The organism is Streptomyces marokkonensis, from assembly GCF_008312835.1.
In the GTDB taxonomy this organism is placed as follows: Bacteria; Actinomycetota; Actinomycetes; order Streptomycetales; family Streptomycetaceae; genus Streptomyces; species Streptomyces marokkonensis_A.
Map to the genome: position 1 here is coordinate 473,497 of NZ_VSKS01000001.1, position 22,940 is coordinate 496,436.

Below are 22,940 nucleotides of genomic sequence, written 5' to 3' on the forward strand. Positions count from 1 at the left end.
ATCTCAGCACGAACCACGGGGCCCGGCCAAGAGGGTGGGTGAAGGATTTCACAAAGTCGTGGGCCGCGGGCCCGAACCGGCCGACAGCCGCCCGGCTCAGCTCATGCGCAGGGCCAGGAAGAAGTCGAGCTTGTCCTCCAGGCGGGACAGGTCACGGCCCGTCAGCTGTTCGATGCGGCCGACGCGGTAGCGCAGCGTGTTGACGTGCAGGTGGAGGCGGGAGGCGCAGCGGGTCCAGGAGCCGTCGCAGTCGAGAAACGCCTCCAGGGTGGGGATCAGTTCGGCGCGGTGGCGGCGGTCGTAGTCCCGCAGCGGGTCGAGGAGACGCGCGGTGAAGGCGCGCCGCACGTCGTCGGGGACGAACGGGAGCAGCAGCACGTGCGAGGCCAGTTCCTGGTGACCGGCCGCGCAGACCCGGCCCTGGCGGGCCGCGGCGACGCGCCGGGCGTGGCGCGCCTCCTCCAGCGCGCCGCGCAGCCCCTCCGCCGAGTGCACCGCGGCGGAGACGCCGAGGGTGAGCCGCCCGTCGCCGTCGAGGCCGGCCGAGAGCGGGTCGCGCACGGCTTCCAGGAGCGCGTCGGCGACGACCCCGGCACCGGCGTCGTCGTGGTCGCCGCCGGTCACCGCGGGCAGCGGGACGAGCGCGATCGCCTCGTCGCCGGTGTGCGCCACCGCGATGCGGTCGGAGTGCTCGGGGCCGGTCGACGCCGGATCGACCAAAATCTCCTCCAGCAGTGCCTGGGCCACCGGCCCGCCGTCGACCTCCCCGCCGTCCCAGTCGACACGGGCCACCACGACCTGCCAGTGCGGCGCGGTGCCGAGCCCGGGCAGCAGCACCGGCGCGGCCACCCGCAGCCGCGCCGCCGTCTCGGCGGGCGCGGCACCCGTCTGCAGCAGTTCCAGCACCTCCTGCGCGAGCCGGCGGCGGACCGTGCGGGCGGCGTCCCGGCGGTCCCGTTCGACGGCGATCAGCTGGGTCACGCCCTGGAGCAGGTCCAGCCGCTCCTCGGCCCAGTCCCCGGCATCGGCCTCGACGGCCAGCAGCCAGTCCGACAGCACCGTCTCTCGCGTGTCCCGCGCCGTGGAGCCGGAGCGCCCGCTGCCGCGCACCGGGAAGAGGCTGTACGTCGTCTGGCCCAGCGTGACCCGGTGCGGTCCCGGCCGGCCGGTGCGGGCGGCCGCCAGCTGCTCCGCGGCGAGCCGCGCGCACACGTCGGCGGGCAGCGTCGGCTCCGTCCCCCGCGGTCCCGCGACCTTCGACCCCGCGATCAGCCGCCCGGTGGGCGACAGCACCCAGGCCCGCAGGTCCAGGTCGGAGCCGAGCAGGTCGAGCACCACGTCGGGGCCGCCGCCCGCCGGGCCCGACGTCATCATCCGCCGGTGCCGGTCCACGACCGCCGCGAGATCCCCGGCGCGCTCGCCGGAGACCTGCCGCACGACGTGCTCGGTGATGGTCGCGAAGGCCACCGACTCGTGCACGGCGAACAACGGCAGCCGGTGCCGCGCACAGGCCACGACCAGGTCGTCGGGCACATCGCCCAGTTCCGCCTCACCGGCCGCGAGGGCGGCCACCCCGGCCTGCACCAGGATGCGTACGAACGGCTCCGAGTCGGCGGCGCCCCGGCGCCAGGCCAGGCCCGTGAGCACCAGTTCCCCGCCGGAGAGATAGCGGCTGGGGTCCCGCAGATCGGTGGTCATCACGCCCCGCACACCGCGGTCCAGCTCGTCCTCCCCGCCGAGCAGCTTCAGGCCCAGCGCGTCGGTGTCCAGCAGTGCGCGCAGCCGCATTCTCGTCGCCGCCGTTCTCTGTCTCGATATCTAGGATGGACCGTGAGGGAATCTTCCGGTGAGGGCCCAGCGGGTGGCTGATCAGCGGTATCGGCCGTTTCGCGGACGCTGTCCCCTGTTGCCGGAGGAGGATGGGGAGGTTACAGACGGCCTCCGTTCATACGAATCTACAAGATGCCCTCGTTGGCCAGCCAACTCCTTCATGGTTTCCGTGACTGACCCGGGCGGATCACGCGGCGGTGTACTGGGCCCACTCCGAGTGAACCGCACACCGACGAGCCGGGCCCGCCGCACACGGATTGGCTCAATCTGTACGCCCCACGAGACGAATAAGAGAGCCGGTCATGGATTTCCTTCGCCCCGCCAGCTGGGAGGAGGCGCTCGCCGCGAAGGCCGAGCACCCCGCCGCTGTGCCGATCGCGGGTGGCACCGACGTGATGGTCGAGATCAACTTCGACCACCGCAGGCCCGAGTACCTCATGGACCTGAACCGCATCGCCGACCTCGAGGAGTGGGAGGTCGGCGAGGAGAGCGTACGGCTCGGCGCCTCCGTCCCGTACGCGAAGATCATGGAGCATCTGCGCGCCGAGCTGCCGGGTCTCGCCCTCGCCTCCCACACGGTCGCCTCCCCGCAGATCCGCAACCGCGGCGGCGTCGGCGGCAACCTCGGCACCGCCTCCCCGGCCGGCGACGCCCACCCGGCGCTGCTCGCGGCCGGTGCCGAGGTCGAGGCCGAGTCGGTGCGCGGATCGCGCCGCATCCCGATCGACGACTTCTACACCGGCGTGAAGCGCAACGCGCTGGCGCCCGACGAGCTGATCCGCGCCGTCCACATCAAGAAGGCCGACGGCCCGCAGCAGTACTCCAAGGTCGGCACCCGCAACGCCATGGTCATCGCCGTGTGCGCCTTCGGGCTCGCCCTGCACCCCGCGACGCGGACGGTGCGGACCGGGATCGGCTCCGCCGCCCCGACGCCCGTCCGGGCCCGGACCGCGGAGGAGTTCCTGAACGCGGCGCTGGAGGAGGGCGGCTTCTGGGACAACGGGAAGATCATCACCCCTTCCGTCGCCAAGCGGTTCGCCGACCTGTGCGCCGCCGCCTGCAACCCGATCGACGACGTGCGCGGCACCGCGAGCTACCGCCGTCACGCCGTCGGTGTCATGGCCCGCCGCACCCTGACCTGGACCTGGGAGTCGTACCGCGGCGCCCACCGCACCACGGAGGGAGCCGCGTAATGCGACTCAACTTCACCGTCAACGGACGCCCCCAGGAAGCCGACGACGTCTGGGAGGGCGAGTCCCTGCTGTACGTGCTGCGCGAGCGGCTCGGCCTGCCCGGTTCCAAGAACGCCTGCGAGCAGGGCGAGTGCGGCTCGTGCACGGTCCGCCTGGACGGCCTGCCCGTGTGCTCCTGTCTCGTCGCGGCCGGCCAGGCCGAGGGGCGCGAGGTCGTCACCGTGGAGGGCCTGGCGGACTACGCCGCACAGCGTTCCCGCGCCACCGGCGGCTGCGGCACCGCACTGGACGAGGCCCGGCAGTGGCAGGCCCGGGGCACCGACTCGCAGACCGGAGAGGGCACCGAACTCTCCCCCGTCCAGCAGGCGTTCATCGACGCCGGCGCCGTCCAGTGCGGCTTCTGCACCCCGGGTCTGCTGGTCGCCGCCGACGAGATGCTGGAGCGCAACCCCAACCCGAGCGACGCGGACATCCGCGAGGCCCTGTCGGGCAACCTGTGCCGCTGCACCGGCTACGAGAAGATCATGGACGCGGTCCGCCTGGCTGCCGCCCGCCAGTCCGAGGGGGTCTGAGCATGCCCACGAACGGTGTTCCCACCACGATCACACAGGGCTCGGGGACCAGGGGCGGCATCGGCGAGTCCACCCTCCGCCCGGACGGCACCCTCAAGGTCACCGGCGAGTTCGCGTACTCCTCCGACATGTGGCACGAGGACATGCTCTGGGGCCAGATCCTGCGCTCCACCGTCGCGCACGCCGAGATCGTGTCGATCGACACGAGCGAGGCGCTGGCCACCCCCGGCGTCCACGCCGTGATGACGTACGACGACCTGCCGACCGACGTGAAGCACTACGGCCTGGAGATCCAGGACACCCCGGTCCTCGCCCACGGCAAGGTCCGCCACCACGGCGAACCGGTCGCGATCGTCGCCGCCGACCACCCGGAGACCGCGCGCCGCGCCGCCGCGAAGATCAAGGTCGACTACCGCGAACTCCCCGTGATCACCGACGAGGCCTCCGCCCTCGCCCCGGACGCGGTCCTCGTCCACGAGCACCGCGACGACCACCACGTCGGCCACGTCCCGCACCCCAACGTCCTCCACCGCCAGCCCATCGTGCGCGGCGACGTGGCGTCCGCACGGGAGCGCGCGGACGTGATCGTCGAGGGCGAGTACACCTTCGGCATGCAGGACCAAGCCTTCCTCGGCCCCGAGTCCGGCCTCGCCGTCCCCGAGGAGGACGGCGGCGTCCACCTCTACATCGCCACCCAGTGGCTCCACTCCGACCTGCGCCAGATCGCACCCGTGCTCGGCCTGCCCGAGGACAAGGTACGGATGACCCTGGCCGGCGTCGGCGGCGCCTTCGGCGGTCGCGAGGACCTGTCCATGCAGATCCACGCCTGCCTGCTCGCCCTGCGCACCGGCAAGCCCGTCAAGATCGTCTACAACCGGTTCGAGTCGTTCTTCGGCCATGTCCACCGCCACCCGGCCAAGCTGTTCTACGAGCACGGCGCCACCGCGGACGGCAGGCTGACCCACGTCAGGTGCCGCATCGTCCTCGACGGCGGCGCGTACGCCTCCGCCTCCCCGGCCGTGGTCGGCAACGCCTCCTCGCTCGGCGTCGGACCGTACGTCGTGGACGACGTCGACATCGAGGCCATCGCCCTCTACACCAACAACCCGCCCTGCGGCGCCATGCGCGGCTTCGGCGCGGTCCAGGCCTGCTTCGCCTACGAGGCGCAGATGGACAAGCTGGCGGCCGGACTCGGCATGGACCCGGTGGAGCTGAGGCAGCTCAACGCCATGGAGCAGGGCACGCTCATGCCCACCGGGCAGCCGGTCGACTCACCGGCGCCGGTCGCCGAACTCCTGCGCCGCGTCAAGGCGATGCCCATGCCGCCGGAGCGCCAGTGGGAGTCCAGCGAGGGCGCCGACGTGCGCCAGCTCCCGGGCGGCCTGTCCAACACCACGCACGGCGAGGGTGTCGTCCGCGGCGTCGGCTACGCGGTCGGCATCAAGAACGTCGGCTTCTCCGAGGGCTTCGACGACTACTCCACCGCCCGGGTCCGCATGGAGGTCGTCGGCGGCGAGCCGGTCGCCACCGTGCACACCGCGATGGCGGAGGTCGGCCAGGGCGGCGTCACCGTCCACGCGCAGATCGCCCGGACCGAGCTGGGCGTCGCCCAGGTGACCATCCACCCGGCCGACACCCGGGTCGGCTCGGCGGGTTCGACGTCCGCATCCCGGCAGACGTACGTCACCGGCGGCGCCATCAGGAACGCCTGCGAACTGGTCCGCGAGAAGGTGCTGGAACTCGGCCGGCGCAGGTTCGGCTCGTACCACCCGGCCTGGGCGACCGCCGAACTCCTGCTGGAGGGCGGCAAGGTCGTCACCGACGGCGGCGAGGTGCTCGCCGGCCTGGCGGACGTCCTCGGCGACGAGGCCGTGGAGGTCGAGGAGGAGTGGCGGCACCGGCCGACCGAACCCTTCGACCTGCGCACCGGCCAGGGCAACGGCCACGTCCAGTACTCCTTCGCCGCGCACCGCGCCGTCGTCGAGGTCGACACCGAACTCGGCCTGGTGAAGGTGATCGAGCTGGCCTGTGCCCAGGACGTCGGCAAGGCACTCAACCCGCTGTCCGTCATCGGCCAGATCCAGGGTGGGACCACCCAGGGCCTGGGCGTGGCGGTCATGGAGGAGATCGTCGTCGACCCGAAGACCGCGAAGGTGCGCAACCCGTCCTTCACGGACTACCTCATCCCCACCATCCTCGACACGCCGACCATCCCCGTCGACGTGCTCGAACTCGCCGACGACCACGCCCCCTACGGGCTGCGCGGCGTCGGCGAGGCCCCCACTCTGTCCTCCACACCGGCCGTCCTGGCAGCCATCCGCGACGCCACGGGCCTGGAGCTCGCCAGGACCCCGGTCCGCCCGGAACACCTCACCGGCACGGCGTAGGACCGACGCCGGGGAACCCGACACACCCCCACGGCGACCCCGGCGCCGTCCACCTTGTTCGTCTCGGGCCGTCCCCCGGGTCGTGCACCTCCCCAAATCCCGCGCGGGCGCGAAAGCGCAGCGCCGGGTGCCCCTATGAACCTTGGGAGTAGGCCCACATGACCCAGCAGTCACTCACGCCGGCGACCACACCCGAGGACGCGGGCCCGGGAACCCGCGTCCCGGCCGGCCGGTCCTGGCTCGACCGTTACTTCCACATCACGCACAGAGGGTCCTCCGTCGCCCGCGAAGTGCGCGGCGGCGTCACCACGTTCATGGCGATGGCGTACATCCTCCTGCTCAACCCCCTGATCCTGTCCGGCCAGGACGCCGCCGGGAACACCCTCGGCCGCAACGCCCTGATCACGGCGACCGCCTTCGCGGCGGCCCTCACCACCCTGCTGATGGGCTTCGCCGGCAAGGTGCCGCTCGCCCTCGCCGCCGGCCTCTCCGTCTCCGGCGTCCTCGCCTCGCAGGTCGTGCCCGAGATGACCTGGCCGCAGGCCATGGGCATGTGCGTGATGTACGGCGTGGTCATCATGCTGCTGGTCGTCACCGGCCTGCGTGAGATGATCATGGACGCGATCCCGCTCGCGCTCAAACACGCGATCACCATGGGCATCGGCCTGTTCATCGCCCTGATCGGCTTCTACAAGGCCGGCTTCGTGCACCAGGGCGAGGCGACCCCGGTCACCCTGGGCCCGGCGGGCGAACTGGCTGGCTGGCCGGTGCTGTTGTTCGCCCTCACCCTCCTCGCCATCTTCATGCTCCAGGCGCGCGGCGTCCCCGGTGCCCTCCTCATCGGCATCGTCGGCGGCACCGTACTCGCCGTGGCGCTCAACGCGTTCGGGGTCATCGATCCGGAGCAGTGGGCGAGCGGCGCCCCCGAACTGCGGGGCGGCGCGGTGTCGATGCCCGACTTCTCGGCCTTCGGGGACGTCGAGTTCGGCGGCTGGGGGGAGGTCGGCGCGATGACCGTCGGGCTGATCGTCTTCACGCTCGTCCTCGCCGGTTTCTTCGACGCGATGGCGACGATCATCGGCGTCGGCACCGAGGCGAAGCTCGCCGACGACAAGGGCCGGATGCCGGGCCTGTCCAAGGCGCTGTTCATCGACGGTGCCGGCGGTGCGATCGGCGGTGTCTCCGGCGCCTCCGGTCAGACCGTGTTCGTGGAATCGGCGACCGGCGTCGGTGAGGGGGCCCGCACCGGCCTGTCCTCCGTCGTCACCGGACTCCTCTTCGCCGCGTGCCTCTTCTTCACCCCGCTGACGGCGATCGTGCCGGGCGAGGTCGCCGCCGCGGCCCTGGTGGTGATCGGCGGGATGATGATGACGAACGCCCGCCATGTCGACTGGGCCGACCGCGCCACCGCGATCCCGGTGTTCCTGACCGTGGTGATCATGCCGTTCACCTACTCCATCACCGCGGGTGTGGCGGCCGGGGTCATCTCCTACGTCGCCATCAAGACCGCCCAGGGCAGGGCGCGGGAGACCGGCGCCTTCATGTGGGGGCTGACGCTGATCTTCGTCGTCTACTTCGCCCTCGCCCCGATCGAGAGCTGGCTGGGCGTGCACTAGCCGCCTTGACCGACCGCTCACGCAACCGCAGCTGAGGAGACCGAGACATGCTGGACATCGCCGAGGAACTGAACCGGTGGGTCGAGCAGGGCCGTGACTTCGCGGTCGCCACCGTGGTGGCGGTCGGAGGCAGCGCGCCCCGCGAGCCCGGCGCCGCGCTCGCGGTGGACGCCGGTGGCACGGCCGTCGGCTCGGTCTCCGGCGGGTGCGTGGAGGGCGCGGTGTACGAGCTGTGCGAGCAGGCGCTGAGGGACGGCGAAACCGTCCTGGAGCGTTTCGGCTACAGCGACGAGGACGCCTTCGCCGTCGGTCTGACCTGCGGCGGGATCATCGACGTCCTGGTCACACCGGTACGGGCGGCGGACCCCGCCCGTCCGGTCCTCGCGTCCGCGCTCACCGCCGCGGCGCGCGGGCAGGCGGCGGCCCTGGCACGGATCGTGAGCGGCCCGGCCGAGCTGATGGGCCGCGCGCTGACGGTCCGCCCGGACGGCTCGCACGAGGGCGGGTTCGGCGCCCACCCGGAACTGGACCGCACGGTCGCCGCCGAGGCGGGCGCCTTCCTGGACGCAGGCCGCACCGGCACGCTGGAGATCGGTGAGCAGGGCTCGCGTTGCGGAGCACCGCTCACGCTCCTGGTCGAGTCCTCGGTCCCTCCGCCCCGGATGATCGTCTTCGGCGCCGTCGACTTCGCGTCGGCACTGGTGCGGGTCGGCAAGTTCCTCGGCCATCACGTCACGGTGTGCGACGCACGTCCCGTGTTCGCCACGCGGGCCCGCTTCCCCGAGGCCGACGAGATCGTCGTCGAGTGGCCCCACGAGTACCTCGAACGCACGACCGTCGACGCCCGTACGGTGCTGTGCGTGCTGACCCACGACGCCAAGTTCGACGTACCGCTGCTGCGGCTCGCGCTGCGCCTCCCGGTGGCCTACGTCGGCGCGATGGGCTCCCGCCGCACCCATCTGGACCGCAACGCCCGCCTGCGTGAAGTCGGCGTGACCGACCTCGAACTGGCCCGCCTGAGGTCCCCCATCGGCCTGGACCTGGGCGCCCGCACGCCGGAGGAGACGGCCCTGTCCATCGCGGCGGAGATCGTCGCCAACCGCCGCGGTGGCACAGGGGCGTCCCTCACCGGCGCCCACACCCCGATCCACCACGACACGACGACGACACCGACGGGCCGGATCGGGTCGGTGGCGTGACGGGAGTCAGACGGGACGGGGAGCCGACAGGACGGCGGATGCGCGACGGACCTCGTCGAGGAGGTCCCCGAGCGCTTTCACCAGCGCACGAAGCCCGGGGTGCCCGGCGCCGTGGGCGAGCTCCTGCATACGACGCAGGGGCTGCGCGAGGACTCCGAGCAGTTCCCCGGCCCGGTCGGACACCTCGCTCAGCCGGTCCAGCACCAGCTCCCGGCACTCCTCGTCGGAGACGCCCGCAGGCTGCGGCATGGCGAGCCGGGGGTGGCCGAGCGTCAGCCTGACGTCCGTGGCGCGACGCTCGACGTACTCCACGGTGACACGCCGCACCTGCCCGACGGGTACGGAGGACAGTTGCCGCAGTACGGGTTCGAACAGGTCCCAGATCTCCGCCAGGACCTCCACCGCACCGGGCTCGGCCCCCACCGGCGCCGGAGCGGGCACCGGGAGACCGGTCTCCGGCGGTACGGCCACCAGCACCTGCGGGTCGGCCGTCCGCGACGCGGCCTCTCCCGGGTCGGCCCGAGCCGGCGCCGGGACGAAGGCGACCGGAAGCGGCGCCGGTACGGCATCCGTCCCGGGCACGGGAGTCGCCGCGGCTGCCGGGGCCCCGACCGACGGGAACACTCCTCGCGGACGTTTCACGCCCGTCTGCTCCACGTAGGCCCGGCACGCCTCGGCCGCCAGACGGAAGAACCACCAGCGGTCCTCTTCCGTGTACCAGCGCCGCACGACCACCATCAACGCGCAGGCCTGGAGGGCCAGGAACCACTGGTGGCGCCAGCCCGGGGTGATGTGGTGCAGTGCGCCCCAGTTGATCATCGCCCTGCGCACCCGGACGACGGTGTCCGCCAGCCCTTGCGGGATCAGGGCACCCGGGCACTCGGCCTCCTCACCGGTCAGCGCGGTCAGCAACGCCTCACGCGCGGGCCCGGACATATGAGGCAGGTACGCGTCGGCGACCAGACACAGCAGCAGATGAACGGGGTCGCGGGCCAGCAGCGCGTCCGGCCGGTACCAGCTCAGGTCCACCAGCCAGAAGTCGTCGGCCGCGGCCTTCCCGCTGACCGGCACGAGGATGTTGCCGGGATGCAGATCCCCGTGGGCCCGTCCGCGCACCGCGAGCTTCACCTGGCACTCGCTCAGCGGCGAACCCTCGCCCAGGATCACCGGGTTGGGCAGCGGACCGGTGTCCTCGCCCAGCGAGAACCAGGCGCTCTCGCTGTCCGGCCCCATCCGTTCCCGAAGCCACGTCCTGGCCCGGTCCAGCCTGTCGGACGACTCGCCCAGCATGTCCTCGACGAACTGGGCCGCCGTCATGCGCGTGACGTTGCCGTTCCTCCTGTCCCGGCCGGTGGCCGGATCGGGGTTCCAGCCGCCCAGCACCCCCTTGACGACCTCCTCCATGAGGACGGGCGTCCGCCCGTCCGTGCCCAGCCCGGCGAGCGTCCCCGTCACCTCGCTGCCGTCACCGGCCGGAAACTGGATCATCAACCAGTAGTCGTCCAACTTGACGGTTCTGTCGTCCAGTTCCACCAGGTGACGCTCGACGAACTCTTCGTTGCCGGGGACCCGGTCGGACAGCGCGGCCCGGTGGTTGCGCGGTTCCGCGTCGCCGTGGCCGGAGGCCGGTACCAGCTTGATGATTCTCAGACCGCTCGCGCGTCCGGCTCTTTGGTCACGCAGGAACGCCGACATCAGCATTCCGCCGCTCCGGCCCGTCGCCACCAGGTCGGGCTCGTCGAGCACCAGGAGACTTTGGTCGAGCCATTGGACCAGCGCCTTGCCGACGGGCTCGTCACCGAGGACCGACAGGACGCCGGACAGGGAGTGCTGCATGTTTCCAGTATGGCCGGACCGGGTCGGCCGGGACGACGCGTCCGCAAGGGTGGAGCGCGCCTGTGATATGTCATGCGGGAGACAAGGGGGGACACCGTGTCACGCATCAGGGGGAGCCGGCGTACGCGCCGGGTGGCGAGCCTGTCCGGAACGGTCGACGCGGGGGAGCTGGTCGCAGCCATCGCCGCGCGGGACGGCAACGGAGACCGGACGCTCGCCTACCGGGGGTTGCGCGTCACCGGCACTCTGCGCCTGGACCACCGGCGCCTCGACACCTCAGTGGCCCTCGTCGACTGTGTGTTTGAGGAGCCGCTCGATCTGACGGAGCTTTCGGCGCCGTCGTTCGACCTGTCCGGGTCCGTCCTGCCCGCGCTGCGCGCCGACCGCCTGGTACTCGACGGTGAACTCCGTCTGGCAGGAGCGAGGGTGGGGGACGGCATGGCCGGGCCGCGGCCCATGACGGACCCGTCGGACTCCGGTACGGGCCTACGGGCGCCGCGGCGGTTGCAGGAGGGGGCGGTCACCGGAGCCGTCGAACTGGCGGACGCGCGGATCGGCGGAAACCTCGTTGTCGAGGAATTGTCCGTGGCCGACGGCGGTGCCTGGTCCCTGCTCGCGCCCCGGCTGGTCGTCGAGGGTTCGGTCCACGGACGCGGCCTGACCGCCAACGGGTCCCTCTATCTGAGGGACGCCCGCGTCACCCACGCCGTCAACCTGCACGCCGCTGACGTGGGCGGAATCGACGCCACCGGGATCACCTGCACGGGCTTCTACGCGGACTGGGGGTTCCGCAGCACCGGGCAGGTGCTGCTGCGGGCGGCCGAGGTCGGCGGCGTGGTGACCTTCCACGACGGCATTCTCACCGGACCCGCCGGTTCCCTGCTCTGCGGGCGGCTCCGCGTCCCCCGCCTCAGGCTGGATCTGCGCGAACCGCCGGCGGGGCGGGTGGTGTTGCAGGACGCGAACGTCGACGTCCTGGTGGACTCGGAGTCCACGTGGCCGGCCCCGGGCGCGCTGTCCCTGGAGGGTTTCGTGTACCAGCGGCTGGAGACGGAACGGCCCGTCGCGGTGCGCACCCGCATTTCCTGGCTCACCCGTGACCCGCGCGCCGGTGCCCGGGCCTTCGAGCAGCTCGCGAAGTCGTACGAGAGCGGTGGCGACGAACGCTCCGCCCGCACCGTGCGGCACGCCCGCGAGCGGTACCTCAGCCGGAACGACCGCTTGTCCGGCCGAGTGTGGGGTCTTGTTCAGGACGTGCTGTTCGGCTACGGATACGCGCCCCGCCGGGCGCTGCTCTGGCTGCTGTCCCTCGTCGCCCTGGGCTCGTCGTGGTTCGCCGCGCACCGGCCGCCGCCCGTCGGCGGCGACTCCAAGCGCGCCTGGGATCCCGTGCTGTACAGCCTCGACCTGCTGATCCCCGTCGCGAGTCTCGGACACCGGGGCGCCTGGGACCCCGCGGGGGCGAGCAAGGCCGTCGCGTTGCTGCTGGTCGTGTCCGGGTGGGTGCTGGCGACTGCCGTGATCGCCGGTGCCCGGCGGGTGCTCGGCCGGGGATGACATTCCGTACATGACCCGGTGCGGAGCGGGTCCGAGCCGGTACTCTCGTAGCCGGCGCCGCCCCGCGCACCGCACCGAGGCTGCGCCGACCTGCCCACGAGGGCGCGGCATGGCCGATGAGCGGGACCTGAGGTACTTCATGGGGCACGATGACTACTGGGTGGCCATATCCCGCGAGGGGGAACTGCTCGGTGGCGGCTTCTTCGTGACCAGTTCCTACGTCCTCACCTCCACCGCCTGCCTGCCCGGACTCCGGGCGCGGGAACCCGTCGACCTGCACACCGCTCGGGGGCTGCCGCTGCGGGCCATGGTGTACGAACTGGCGGAGGACGTGGGGCTCGCCCTGGTCAGCGTCCTGCCCGACCCGGAGGCCGACTGCTCGGCGCCACAGGCCGACAGCGCCGTCAAGGGGGACGGGTGGCTCGCGCCGTATCGTCCAGGTCCGCAGAGGACGGTTCTGCGGGGCACGGTGGACGCGGTGGTGCCCGACCGGCGGGACGGCGAGGGCCGTCCACTGTGCGTGATCGAACTGGCCGGCGACCTCCCGTCCGGCGACAGTGAGGGATATGCCGGAGGTCCCGTCGAGCGACACACCGAGGGGCAGGACTCCGCGGTCATCGGCATCCTCCTCGACCCCGAAGCCTCCGGCCGGCTGAGCGAGACGGGCCAGGGCTCCTTGGCCGCCGGCGCCCTCAGCAGCGCGTTCGAGGTGTTCGAGAAACTGTCGGCCGAGTATTTGGTGGGGTTGCTCAGGGAAGGGCTTCCCGGACTCGCCGAATTCCCCGGGACGTCCGAGACACGGGCCGATGCCGCTCCCGTCGGCCCGGGCCCCTTGCCGGGGAGGAGGGCGGAGGCGAGCGAGGTGTTCGAAACGGGCCGGTTCATGGCCCGGGAAATGAACGCCCTGGCAGCCGAGAACCCGCTCCTCGCGCGTGACATGCGCCCCTACTACATGCGGCTGGCGAACGAGGTCTGTGACGAGGCCTTCCGGACGGTGTACGGGGAGCCGGGCGATGATTGACTCGTTCAGGGCGGCGGCGGAATGTGCCGAGGAGGCACTGTGCGACCCCGGAGGTCTGCGCTTCGCCCACCTGCCCAGCCTCGTTGCCTTCGTCACGCGCTTACGTGGCGACCACGACGAGGCGGAATGGGATCCGCGGGACCTCACGGAGGGCGTCCGGCTGAACCGGCTGCTGTGGGAACTGGGGCTGAGGGGCGAGGCCGCTCAGCTCTTCGACTGGCTCAGAACGAGGCTGCTCGGCCTGATGGCGGATACGGACGGCACCGTGGCCGCCGGAAACGCTCTGGCAGCGGTGGGCATGAGACTCGGCCGTGGCGAGGACGTACGGGAGTTCCTCGAGCCGACGGCTTCCGAGGCGGCCGGCAGCGATGTCGACGACGTGCTCGTGGTGATCACCGGCATCAACCTGGCGGTGGTCGCCCTGACGCTGGGGGACTTCGGCTCGGCCGCCCGGCAGGCCCGGACCGCCCGGCGGCTGCTGGGCAGCCTCGACGCCCCGCACAGAGCTGAACTGCACGAGGTCCTGGCGGCGGTGGAGTGGCGTCTCGCCGACGGCGGACACGGACAACTGCCGGGTGGCGGCGAGCCGTTCCGGCCGACGCCGGGCGAGGGACGACGACCCGCTCCCGCATCGCCCCTGAGCGCGTTCGCCGCCCGGGCCGCCGCCCTCGTGAGGGAGGTCGGCGACAACGATCCGCGTGCCTTCTTCTCGGTCGCCGGTCTGGCCGTCGCCCGGGTCACGGCCGCGGTGCGCGACGGGGACACGAGGAGCCTGACAACGTCCGTCCAGGTGCTGGAAGTCACCTGTCAGCGGCTCTCGGCGATGCTCGGCGCCGACCATCCGGAGGTCCTCGGCGTGCTGGCGGACCTCGCGGCGGTGCAGGTGGAGGCCGCCCGGGTGACCAGGTCCTCGGCCAGGCTGGAGCGGGCGGTGGCCCAACTCGCATCCGTGTCCGGACGGCTCGATGCGAGGCTGGGACCCGAGCACCCCCGCTCCGTGGCAACGCTCACCAATCTGGTCACCGCACAGGTGGAGTCGGTGCGTGCGTCCAATGAGGCGGACAAGGCGGACAAGGCGGAGCGGACCGCCGAGGCGCTGACCGAGCAGGCGCGACAGGCCGGCGAGCGGCTGGGGGAGCACCACCCGGTGACGAGGCTCGTACGGGCGTCCTCGCGCACCTGCCTCCGGATCGCCTCCAGGGGGGACGACCTGTGGGGCCGCGGTTCCACGATGCTCATCACACTGGCCGACATGCCGAGCGGGTGGGCGACCCATGGCGGGGCCTACCGCTCGTTCGACGAGACGATGGGGCAACTGGGCCGAGGCGGCCGGACGACCGACCCCTACGAGAGGGCCCGTTCCCGGTTCCAGGAGTCGCTCGAGAGCCTGAGCGCTCTTCTTGCCGAACCCCTCAGGAGGAGGGAACTCGCGCCCGGGGACCTCGTGTTCGGCACCGTGGTCGGTTGGCGCGGTGGTGCCCTGCTGCTGTCACTGGACGACGCCCCGGGAATCGTCCCCGCCGACGAACTGTCGCTCCGGCGCGATGCCGACCCGCGTCTGATCGCCGGGGCCGGGGACCGCGTTCAGACCATGGCCCTGGGCCGACGGGACGCGGAGGGCAATGCCGTGCTGTCCGTCAGGCGCGCGCTGTCCGTGAGGGCATGGAGCGACCTGGAGGCCGTCAGGGCGCGGAACGGCTCCGTGACCGGCACGGTGATCGATGTGGTGAGGGGGGGACTCGTCGTCGACGTCGGAGTGCGGGCCTTCATGCCGTCCGACCTCGCCGACCGGCGGCGTGGTGCCCGTCTGCGCCGTCTTCTGGGCACGCCGGTGAAGGCGAAGATCATCGAACTGGACCGGTATCGCGGCCTCGTGCACCTCTCGCGTCGCGCCCAACTGGAGGTGGCCGAAGCCCTTCCGAGTGCGGCCGGGGCCTGGCGGAGCGGCCAGATCCGGACGGGCCCGGTGACCGAGGTTCTCCGGTCCGGGGCGCTGGTGGACATCGGGGGCACGGTCGGCCGGGTCCCCCGGTCGGAGCTGTCGTGGCTGCACGTCGACGACCCCTCCGACATCGTGAGCGTGGGCCAGGAGGTCACGGTCCGGGTGCTCGGCCCGGACAGCGACGGGAGAGGCCCCGCACTGTCCCTGAAGGCGGCTCGGGACGATCCGTGGCGGGCGTTCACCACCTCTCACCGACTGGGGGAGATCGTCGAGGTCACGGTCACGAAGCAGCTGTCCTTCGGCCTCCTCGTCCGGGTGGGCGAGGGGATCGACGGGCTGGTCCACCGCTCCGAGCTGGCCGACCGTCGTGCGTCCGGTCCGGAAGGTACCGCCCGAGCCGGAGAACACCTCTTCGTCGCCGTCACCGACATCGATTACGACCGCCGGCGCCTTTCCTTCTCCCTGAGGGAGGCCCACCAGGCCCTGGACGTCGATCCCGACGGCGACTGGCCGGATCTGGCTCGGTACGGCATGGCCGAGCACTACGACGGCCGTGGCGAGCTGGTCCACCCGGACGGCTTCGACGCGGAGGCCGACACCTGGCTGCCGGGCTCCTGGGGCCAGCGTGAGAAGTGGGAGCGCCAACGGCGGGACGCGGTGTCGCGTTACCTGCGGCACGAGGCCTGGGCATCGAGGTGGCACGCCCGCTAGCTCACGGCTGCCTCAGCAGCCGGTTCACCGCGCGGCCGAACATCTGGCGGCCCACCCCCGCCAGCGCCGCGTCGAACACGGCCGGGACCGCGCGGACCCGTACCTCCTCCCGCCAGATCACCCGGGCCCGGCCGCCCGGTCCCGGGCGGACCTCGATCTCCGCCCAGCCGCGGACGACCCGGCCCCGCTTCTCCAGCCGGCAGAAGCCGGGGGAGTCGCCCGCGGGCGGCTGCCACACCGTCACTTCCATCGGGTCGTCGAAGGAGAGCGGGCCCAGGCCCGTGCGGGCGACGAACGCGGTGCCCTCGCCGGCGGGCGGGGGAGTGGTCACCGTGATGCGGGTCAACGGGACCACCTCGCCGTGGCGGGGCCATGTGGTGAGCCGTCGCCAGGCCTCGTCGAGGGGGAGGGGAGCCGTGCGCTGGAGCTGGAAGGTGGCCACGGGGGAATCCTAGGAAACCCGGGCCGCCCGGCGGCGCATCCGGGTGCGGGTCACCCGGTCGGCCCAGTCCCCGGCGCCCGGCCGCTCACCGGTACACCTTCCCCGGCTCGGCCTTCCCCGGGGCGAGGAGCTGGGGCACCGTCACGAACACATAGCCCCGCTTCTTCAGCGCGTCGATGATGCCGGGCACGGCGGGGACGGTCCCGTCGTAGATGTCGTGGAGCAGGATGATGCCGTCGCGGGAGGCCTGGGCGAGCACGCGGCGGGTGATGAGGGCGGAGTCGGTGGTCTTGTAGTCCTTCGCCGTCACGCTCCAGAGGATCTCCGAGAGGCCCAGTTCCCGGCTGATGCCGTGCACGGTGTCGTTCGTGCGGCCCTGCGGCGGGCGCATCAGGGTGGGGCGGCGGCCGGTGAGGCGCTCTATCTCCTCGTTGGGGCGCCGCAGTTCCTCGCGTATCTCCTCCGGTTCCAGCTCCGTCAGGATGCGGTGGGTCCAGGTGTGGCTCGCCACCTCGTGGCCCTCGTCGGCCATCCGCCTCACGAGCTCCGGATACGTGTCGATGTGCCGCTTGCCCAGCAGGAAGAACGTGGCCGGGACCTGCTCCTCCTTCAGGATGTCCAGCAGCCGCGCGGAGTTCTCACCGGGGCCGGCGTCGAACGTGAGCGCGATGCACTTGGCCTCGCGGCAGTCGACGGTGCCGAAGCGGGCCTGGACGTCGGTGGTCCGGACGGCGCTCGGAGCCGTCGTCTCCAGCCGTGTGCACCCGCTCACGGCCGACGTCAGCGCCGTGGCCGCGGCCAGGGCCGCCGCCACACGGAACGCGGTCCGCCGTCTTTTCATCTTCCTGGTCAGAGAAGGCATGAGCGGACTGTACATAGCGTCTATACACGCTATGTATAGTCCGTTTCGCGCGCCTTCGTTCGAGCGGATGCCGGGGTGTGAGGGTCGTCACCCGTCGGGCGGGCGTGGCATGCGTCGATGCCGGAAAGTGCTCAAACCGTTCAGATGGGACAAGCTGTCTCCAGGTGTTTGAGACAACCGCGAATGCGGCACCCGCGTCCCGGTAACAGCACCGAGCCACTCAGGGACGGAGCACAGCCCCGATGCGCATCGTCGGTACCGGAGCCCGGAAGAGGGCGTGCGGATGACGTCGTACGCCGTCGTGATCCCCACCCTGGTGCGGGACACCCTCGCCGACTGCCTCGCCGCGCTCGCCGCGGCGAACGGGCCGCGTCCCGACGAGATGGTCCTCGTCGACGACCGCCCCGGGGCGGCGCCCGCCCCCGAGGCGCTGGGCCACGCGCTGAGCGTCCTGGGCCACCTGCGCGAACGCGCCACCGTCCTGGCCGGCGGGGGTCACGGGCCCGCCGCCGCGCGCAACACCGGCCTCCGCGCCGTCACGGCGCCCTGGGTCGTCTTCCTGGACGAGGACGTCCAGGTGGGACCGCACTGGTACACGCAACTCGTGCGGGACCTGACGGAGGCGTCCCCCGACACGGCCGGCGTCCAGGGCGTCATCACCGTGCCGCTGCCCGAGGGGCGCCGCCCCACCGACTGGGAACGCGGCACGGCCCGGCTCGCCCGGGCCCGCTGGACCACCGCGGACATGGCCTACCGCACCGAGGCCCTGAAGCAGGTCGGCGGTTTCGACGAACGCTTCACCCGCGCCTTCCGCGAGGACGCCGACCTCGCGCTGCGCCTTCTCGGCGCGGGCTGGCGGATCCGCCGGGGCCACCGCACCACTCTGCACCCCGTGCGCCCCGCCTCCCGCTGGGCATCGGTGGGGCAGCAGCGCGGCAACGCCGACGACGCCCTGATGCGGCGGCTGCACGGCCCCGACTGGTGGGACAAGGCGGTCGCGCCGCGCGGCCGGATCCGCCGGCACGCCGCGATCACCGCCGCCGGGACCGCCGCCTGCGTCCTCGGGGCCACCGGGCACCGCCGCGCGGCCGCCGTCTGCGCCCTCGGCTGGGCCGCCGGGACGGCCGAGTTCGCCCGCGCCCGGATCGTCGCGGGTCCGCGCACCCGCGACGAGGTGACGACCGTGCTGGCCACCAGCGTGGCCATCCCGCCCGCAGCGACCTGGTACCGGATGGCCGGGGCCTGGCGCCACCGCAACGCTCCCGTCCGGCGGGAGGTGACCCGATGAGCCCGGTGCGGGCGGTGCTCTTCGACCGCGACGGCACGCTGGTCCACGACGTCCCGTACAACGCCGACCCCGACCGCGTACGGCCCGTCGAGGGCGCCCGCGAGGCGCTGGACGAGCTGCGCGCACGCGGCGTCCGCACGGGCGTCGTCACCAACCAGTCCGGCATCGCGCGCGGGCTGCTCACCGAGGCCGACGCCCGCCGCGTCAACCGGCGCGTGGAGGAACTGCTCGGCCCTTTCGACGTGTGGGCCCTGTGCCCGCACGGCCCCGACGACGGCTGCCGCTGCCGCAAACCCCGGCCGGGCATGATCCTGTGGGCCGCCGGCCGCCTCCGCGCCGACCCCGCCGACTGCGTGGTCGTCGGGGACATCGGGGCCGACATGGAGGCCGCCCGCCGTGCCGGCGCCCACGGCATCCTCGTCCCGACCCCCGAGACCCGCCCCGAGGAGACGACCGCGGCCCCCCATCTGGCCCCGGACCTCCCGGCAGCGGTACGCCTGCTCCTCGGCACCCCGCCCTGGGACGGCCCCACGGGCTCCCCGAGCCGCCACCAGGACCCGCCGCCTAGGCCCGGTCCGCCCGGAAGCGGCCCGGTGGTGGGCTCCGCGACGGGTGGGGCCGACCGGCCGTACGACGCCGGCCGGTCCCCGCGGAGGAGGCGCGCGTGAAGGCCCTCGTCACCCGCCTCGACAGCTTCGGCGACGTCCTCCTCGCCGGGCCCGCCGTGCGCGCCGTCGCCGCCCGGGCCGACCGCGTCACCCTGCTGTGCGGGCCGCACGGCGCGCCCGCGGCGGGACTGCTGCCCGGGGTGGACGAGGTGCTCGTCTGGGACTCGCCCTGGACCGGGTTCCAGCCGCCCGAGGTCAGCCGGGAGGAGATCGACCGCGTCGTCGGCGCCGTCGACGCCGACACCGCGCTGATCCTCACCTCCTTCCACCAGTCGCCCCTGCCCACCGCGCTGCTGCTGCGCCTGGCCGGGGTCCGCTTCATCGCCGCCGACAGCGAGGACTACCCCGGCTCGCTCCTCGACGTACGCCACCACCGCGCCCCGCACGCCCACGAGGCCGAGGCCGCGCTCGACCTCGCGGAGGCCGCCGGGTTCCCCCGGCCCGACGACGGGCGGCTGCGGGTGCTCCCGCCGCCCGCGACCGAGGAACTGACCGGCCCCGGCGCCTACGTCGTCGTCCACCCCGGCGCCAGCGTGCCCGCCCGCGCCTGGAGCCCCGGCCGGTGCGCCCAGGCGGCCCGCGAACTCGCCGCCGCCGGGCGCCGGGTCGTGGTCACCGGCGGCGCGGGGGAGCGGGACCTGACCGCGTACGTGGCCGGCGGCCACGCCGTCGACCTCGGCGGCCGCACCGGTGCCTCCGAACTCTCCGGAGTCCTCGCCGGCGCCGACTGCGTGGTCACCGGCAACACCGGCCCCGCCCATCTCGCCGCCGCCGTGGGCACCCCGGTGGTCTCCCTGTTCGCGCCGGTCGTACCCGCCGAACGGTGGCGCCCCTACGGCGTGCCGTACGTGCTGCTCGGCGACCAGCAGGCACCGTGCGCCGGCACCAGGGCCCGGCAGTGTCCCGTACCCGGCCACCCGTGCCTGGAGGAGATCACCGCGTACGACGTCGTCGCCGCCGTCGACAAACTGGTCGAGGTCGTCCGGTGAGCCCGCGGCACGCCCCGGCCGCCCCGCGGGGACGTCTGCTCGTCCTGCGTGCCCTCGGCCTCGGGGACCTGCTCGCCGGGGTTCCCGCGCTGCGGGCCCTGCGGCGGGCGTTCCCCGGGTACGAGCTCGTGCTGGCGGCGCCCGCCGGACTCGCGCCGGTCGCCGCGGCCACCGGAGCCGTCGACCGGCTGCTGCCCGCCTCCGCGCCCGCCCGCGCGGTGCCGCGCGCTCTCGCCTGGACCGGCCCGCCGCCGGACGTCGCGGTGGACCTGCACGGCAACGGACCCCCCAGCCACCGCCTGCTGCAGTCCCTGCGCCCCCCGCGCCTGCTGGCGTTCGCGCACCCCGGGACCCCGGAGATCGAGGGCCCGCCCTGGTACGCGGAGGAACACGAGCGGGACCGCTGGTGCCGGCTGCTCCGCTGGTACGGCGTCGACGCCGACCCCGCCGACCTGCTGCTGTCCCGCCCGCGGACCCCGTCCTCCGCCCCCGGCGCCGTCGTGCTGCACCCCGGCGCCGGCGCCGGCGCCCGCCGCTGGCCGGCCGAACGGTACGCGGCCGTCGCGACCGCCCTGCGCGAGCGCGGCCGGCGGGTCGTGGTCACGGGCGGCGCGGACGAGGAGGACCTGGTGGCGCGCGTCGCCGGCCTGGCCGGACTGCCCGGCGCCGACGTCCTCGCCGGGGGCCTGCCCTTCGACCGGCTCGCCGGCCTCGTCGCGGGCGCCCGGGCCGTCGTCAGCGGTGACACCGGCATCGCCCACCTGGCGGTGGCCCACGCCACCCCCACCGTCACCCTCTTCGGCCCGGTCCCGCCCGCCCTGTGGGGCCCGCCCCGGCACCCGCGCCACATCGCCCTGTGGCACGGCCCGCCGGGCGACCCCCACGGGCGGCGCCCCGGCCCGGCGCTCCTGCGCATCACCCCCGACGAGGTCCTGCGCGCGCTGGACCGCCTGCCCGCCGCGCCGACGGGCCCCCACGCACCACCGGAAGAGGTGAGCACACGATGACCGTCCCGTCCGCGGACCACCGCCCCGTCGGTGTCGTCATCGCCACCCGGAACCGGTGCGACCGGCTGGCCGTGACCCTCCGCCGTCTGCTGGAGCTGCCCGAGCGGCCCGAGATCCTCGTCGCGGACAACGCCTCCACCGACGGCACCCGGGCGATGGTCGCCCGCGACTTCCCCGGGGTGCGCGTGCTGGCGCTCCCCGCCAACCACGGCGCCCTCGCCCGCAACCACGGCGCCCGCGCCCTCGACACCCCGTACGTGGCGTTCAGCGACGACGACTCCTGGTGGGCGCCCGGCGCCCTCGGCCGGGCGGCCGAGCTGTTCGACGCGCACCCCCGGCTCGGCCTGATCGCCGCCCGCACCCTCGTCGGCCCGGCCGCGGACCCCGACCCGCTCAACGACGTCCTCGCCGGCTCCCCGCTCGGCCCGGCCACCGACCTGCCCGGCACCCAGGTGCTCGGCTTCCTCGCCTGCGGCGCCGTCGTGCGACGCAGCGCCTACCTCGACGCCGGGGGATTCCACCGGCTGGTGTTCTTCGGCGGCGAGGAGACCCTGCTCGCCTACGACCTCGCCGCGCGCGGCTGGGGCGTCACCCACTGCCCCGACGTCGTCGCCCACCACCACCCGGCCCCCGCACCCCGCGCCGGCCGCCCGGTGCTCCAGCGCCGCAACGCGCTCCTGACCGCGTGGCTGCGCCGCCCCGTCCCGTACGCCCTGGCCCGCACCCGGGCCCTCGCCGCCGAGGCGCGCGGCGACCGCCACGCGCGGCGCGCCCTGCGCGAGGCCCTCGTCCGGCTGCCGGCCGCCCTGCGCGAGCGCCGGCCCCTGCCCCCGTGGGTGGAGAGGGCCGCCCGGCTGCTGGAGGGGACGACCGCGTGACCGATCCCCGCACCACCGTCGTCGTCATCACGTACAACCGGCGCCCCGAGCTCCTGCGCACCCTCGGCCGCCTCGCCGGACTCCCGGAGCGGCCGCGGGTGATCGTCACCGACAACGGCTCCACCGACGGCACCGCGGAGGCCGTCGCCCGCCACCACCCCGACGTGCGGCTGCTGCGCCCCGGCCGCAACCTCGGCGCCGCCGGACGCAATCTGGCCGTGCGCGAGGTCCGTACGCCCTACGTGGCGTTCTGCGACGACGACTCCTGGTGGTCGCCCGGCTCCCTGTCCGGCGCCGCCGACCTGCTCGACCGGCACCCGGCGCTCGGATCGGTCACGGCGCGGATCGTCGTCGAGCCCGGCGGCACCGAGGACCCGGTCGTCCGCGAACTGCGTCACTCCCCCGTGCCGGGCCCGTCCTGGCTGCCCGGGCCGGCCCTCGGCTCGTTCCTGGCCGCCGCGACCGTCCTGCGCACCGACGCCTTCCGCACCGCGGGGGGCTTCCACCCGCGGCTCTGGCTCGGCGGCGAGGAGGAACTCCTGGCCGCCGACCTCGCTGCCGACGGCTGGTGGCTCACCTACGCCGACCACCTGACGATCCACCACCGGGCCTCGGCGGTCCGGGACGCGACCCTGCGCCGCAGGCACGGCATCCGCAACACCCTGTGGTTCACCTGGCTGCGCCGCCCGGCCGGCCCCGCCCTGCGCCGCACCCTGAACCTCGCCCGCACCGTCCCGCGGGACACGGCGTCCTTGCTCGCCTTCGCCGAGGCGGCGGCCGCCCTGCCCTGGGTCCTGCGTGAACGCCGGGTCCTGCCCCGCGAGGTGGAGTCCCGGCTGCGTCTGCTGGAACCCGCCCAGCGCACCTCCACGGCGCGCCGCTACACCGGCTGAGACACCGGGTCGGTGCCGCAGGGTGCCGGAGGGTTTCGCCCCGGCCGCC

The 22,940-nt window shown here is 73.6% G+C and carries 18 protein-coding genes; 14 read left to right on the top strand and 4 right to left on the bottom strand.

The window, feature by feature from the left end:
- Positions 1–96: 96 nt before the first annotated feature.
- The gene (locus tag F1615_RS02100) at positions 97–1,788 is read right to left on the bottom strand and encodes a PucR family transcriptional regulator (RefSeq protein ID WP_149547096.1); all 1,692 of its coding nucleotides are present in this window, start codon (positions 1,786–1,788) and stop codon (positions 97–99) included.
- A gap of 344 nt (positions 1,789–2,132) precedes the next feature.
- Here F1615_RS02100 and F1615_RS02105 point away from each other — a divergent pair, with 344 nt between their 5' ends.
- From F1615_RS02105 to F1615_RS02125, 5 genes are all read left to right on the top strand, one after another.
- Positions 2,133–3,023: an FAD binding domain-containing protein gene (locus F1615_RS02105; protein ID WP_149547097.1), complete on the top strand. Its 891-nt coding sequence runs from the start codon at positions 2,133–2,135 to the stop codon at positions 3,021–3,023.
- Positions 3,023–3,595 (top strand): (2Fe-2S)-binding protein, encoded by a 573-nt coding sequence (locus F1615_RS02110; protein WP_149547098.1) that lies wholly within the window; start codon positions 3,023–3,025, stop codon positions 3,593–3,595. The genes F1615_RS02105 and F1615_RS02110 overlap by 1 nt, the downstream gene beginning before the upstream one ends.
- A gap of 2 nt (positions 3,596–3,597) precedes the next feature.
- Positions 3,598–5,982: a xanthine dehydrogenase family protein molybdopterin-binding subunit gene (locus F1615_RS02115; RefSeq protein ID WP_149547099.1), complete on the top strand. Its 2,385-nt coding sequence runs from the start codon at positions 3,598–3,600 to the stop codon at positions 5,980–5,982.
- A 158-nt stretch (positions 5,983–6,140) separates the two neighbouring features.
- Positions 6,141–7,598, top strand: coding sequence for an NCS2 family permease (locus F1615_RS02120; RefSeq protein ID WP_149547100.1), 1,458 nt, complete (start codon positions 6,141–6,143; stop codon positions 7,596–7,598).
- A 47-nt stretch (positions 7,599–7,645) separates the two neighbouring features.
- Positions 7,646–8,797: an XdhC family protein gene (locus tag F1615_RS02125; RefSeq protein WP_149547101.1), complete on the top strand. Its 1,152-nt coding sequence runs from the start codon at positions 7,646–7,648 to the stop codon at positions 8,795–8,797.
- A gap of 6 nt (positions 8,798–8,803) precedes the next feature.
- On the opposite strand, the gene F1615_RS02130 is transcribed toward F1615_RS02125, so the two are convergent.
- Complete coding sequence (locus F1615_RS02130; protein WP_149547102.1) at positions 8,804–10,633, bottom strand: hypothetical protein; 1,830 nt, start codon at positions 10,631–10,633, stop codon at positions 8,804–8,806.
- Between the two features lie 96 nt (positions 10,634–10,729).
- On the opposite strand from F1615_RS02130, the gene F1615_RS02135 reads away from it, so the two are divergent.
- From F1615_RS02135 to F1615_RS02145, 3 genes are all read left to right on the top strand, one after another.
- Positions 10,730–12,190 carry a hypothetical protein gene (locus tag F1615_RS02135; RefSeq protein WP_149547103.1) on the top strand — a complete coding sequence of 487 codons (1,461 nt, stop codon included), beginning with the start codon at positions 10,730–10,732 and terminating at the stop codon, positions 12,188–12,190.
- A 109-nt stretch (positions 12,191–12,299) separates the two neighbouring features.
- The gene (locus F1615_RS02140) at positions 12,300–13,211 is read left to right on the top strand and encodes a hypothetical protein (protein ID WP_149547104.1); all 912 of its coding nucleotides are present in this window, start codon (positions 12,300–12,302) and stop codon (positions 13,209–13,211) included.
- Positions 13,204–15,864: a S1 RNA-binding domain-containing protein gene (locus F1615_RS02145; protein ID WP_149547105.1), complete on the top strand. Its 2,661-nt coding sequence runs from the start codon at positions 13,204–13,206 to the stop codon at positions 15,862–15,864. The genes F1615_RS02140 and F1615_RS02145 overlap by 8 nt, the downstream gene beginning before the upstream one ends.
- 1 nt (position 15,865) lies before the next feature.
- On the opposite strand, the gene F1615_RS02150 is transcribed toward F1615_RS02145, so the two are convergent.
- Both F1615_RS02150 and F1615_RS02155 read right to left on the bottom strand, forming a co-directional pair.
- Complete coding sequence (locus F1615_RS02150; RefSeq protein ID WP_149547106.1) at positions 15,866–16,306, bottom strand: SRPBCC family protein; 441 nt, start codon at positions 16,304–16,306, stop codon at positions 15,866–15,868.
- Between the two features lie 85 nt (positions 16,307–16,391).
- Positions 16,392–17,168 carry a polysaccharide deacetylase family protein gene (locus tag F1615_RS02155; protein ID WP_244328609.1) on the bottom strand — a complete coding sequence of 259 codons (777 nt, stop codon included), beginning with the start codon at positions 17,166–17,168 and terminating at the stop codon, positions 16,392–16,394.
- Positions 17,169–17,451: 283 nt separating this feature from the next.
- On the opposite strand from F1615_RS02155, the gene F1615_RS02160 reads away from it, so the two are divergent.
- From F1615_RS02160 to F1615_RS02185, 6 genes are read left to right on the top strand one after another with little or no spacing between them, the layout of a single operon-like run.
- Positions 17,452–18,456, top strand: a complete 1,005-nt coding sequence (locus F1615_RS02160; protein WP_149547107.1) for a glycosyltransferase — start codon at positions 17,452–17,454, stop codon at positions 18,454–18,456.
- Entirely contained in the window at positions 18,453–19,124 is a 672-nt protein-coding gene (locus F1615_RS02165) for a D-glycero-alpha-D-manno-heptose-1,7-bisphosphate 7-phosphatase (RefSeq protein WP_149547108.1), read from the top strand. The genes F1615_RS02160 and F1615_RS02165 overlap by 4 nt, the downstream gene beginning before the upstream one ends.
- Positions 19,121–20,113 carry a glycosyltransferase family 9 protein gene (locus tag F1615_RS02170; protein ID WP_149547109.1) on the top strand — a complete coding sequence of 331 codons (993 nt, stop codon included), beginning with the start codon at positions 19,121–19,123 and terminating at the stop codon, positions 20,111–20,113. The genes F1615_RS02165 and F1615_RS02170 overlap by 4 nt, the downstream gene beginning before the upstream one ends.
- Complete coding sequence (locus tag F1615_RS02175; RefSeq protein ID WP_149547110.1) at positions 20,110–21,120, top strand: glycosyltransferase family 9 protein; 1,011 nt, start codon at positions 20,110–20,112, stop codon at positions 21,118–21,120. The genes F1615_RS02170 and F1615_RS02175 overlap by 4 nt, the downstream gene beginning before the upstream one ends.
- Complete coding sequence (locus F1615_RS02180) at positions 21,117–21,998, top strand: glycosyltransferase family 2 protein (protein ID WP_149547111.1); 882 nt, start codon at positions 21,117–21,119, stop codon at positions 21,996–21,998. The genes F1615_RS02175 and F1615_RS02180 overlap by 4 nt, the downstream gene beginning before the upstream one ends.
- Positions 21,995–22,891, top strand: a complete 897-nt coding sequence (locus F1615_RS02185; RefSeq protein WP_149547112.1) for a glycosyltransferase family 2 protein — start codon at positions 21,995–21,997, stop codon at positions 22,889–22,891. Before F1615_RS02180 ends, F1615_RS02185 begins: the two co-directional genes overlap by 4 nt.
- Positions 22,892–22,940 lie beyond the last annotated feature (49 nt).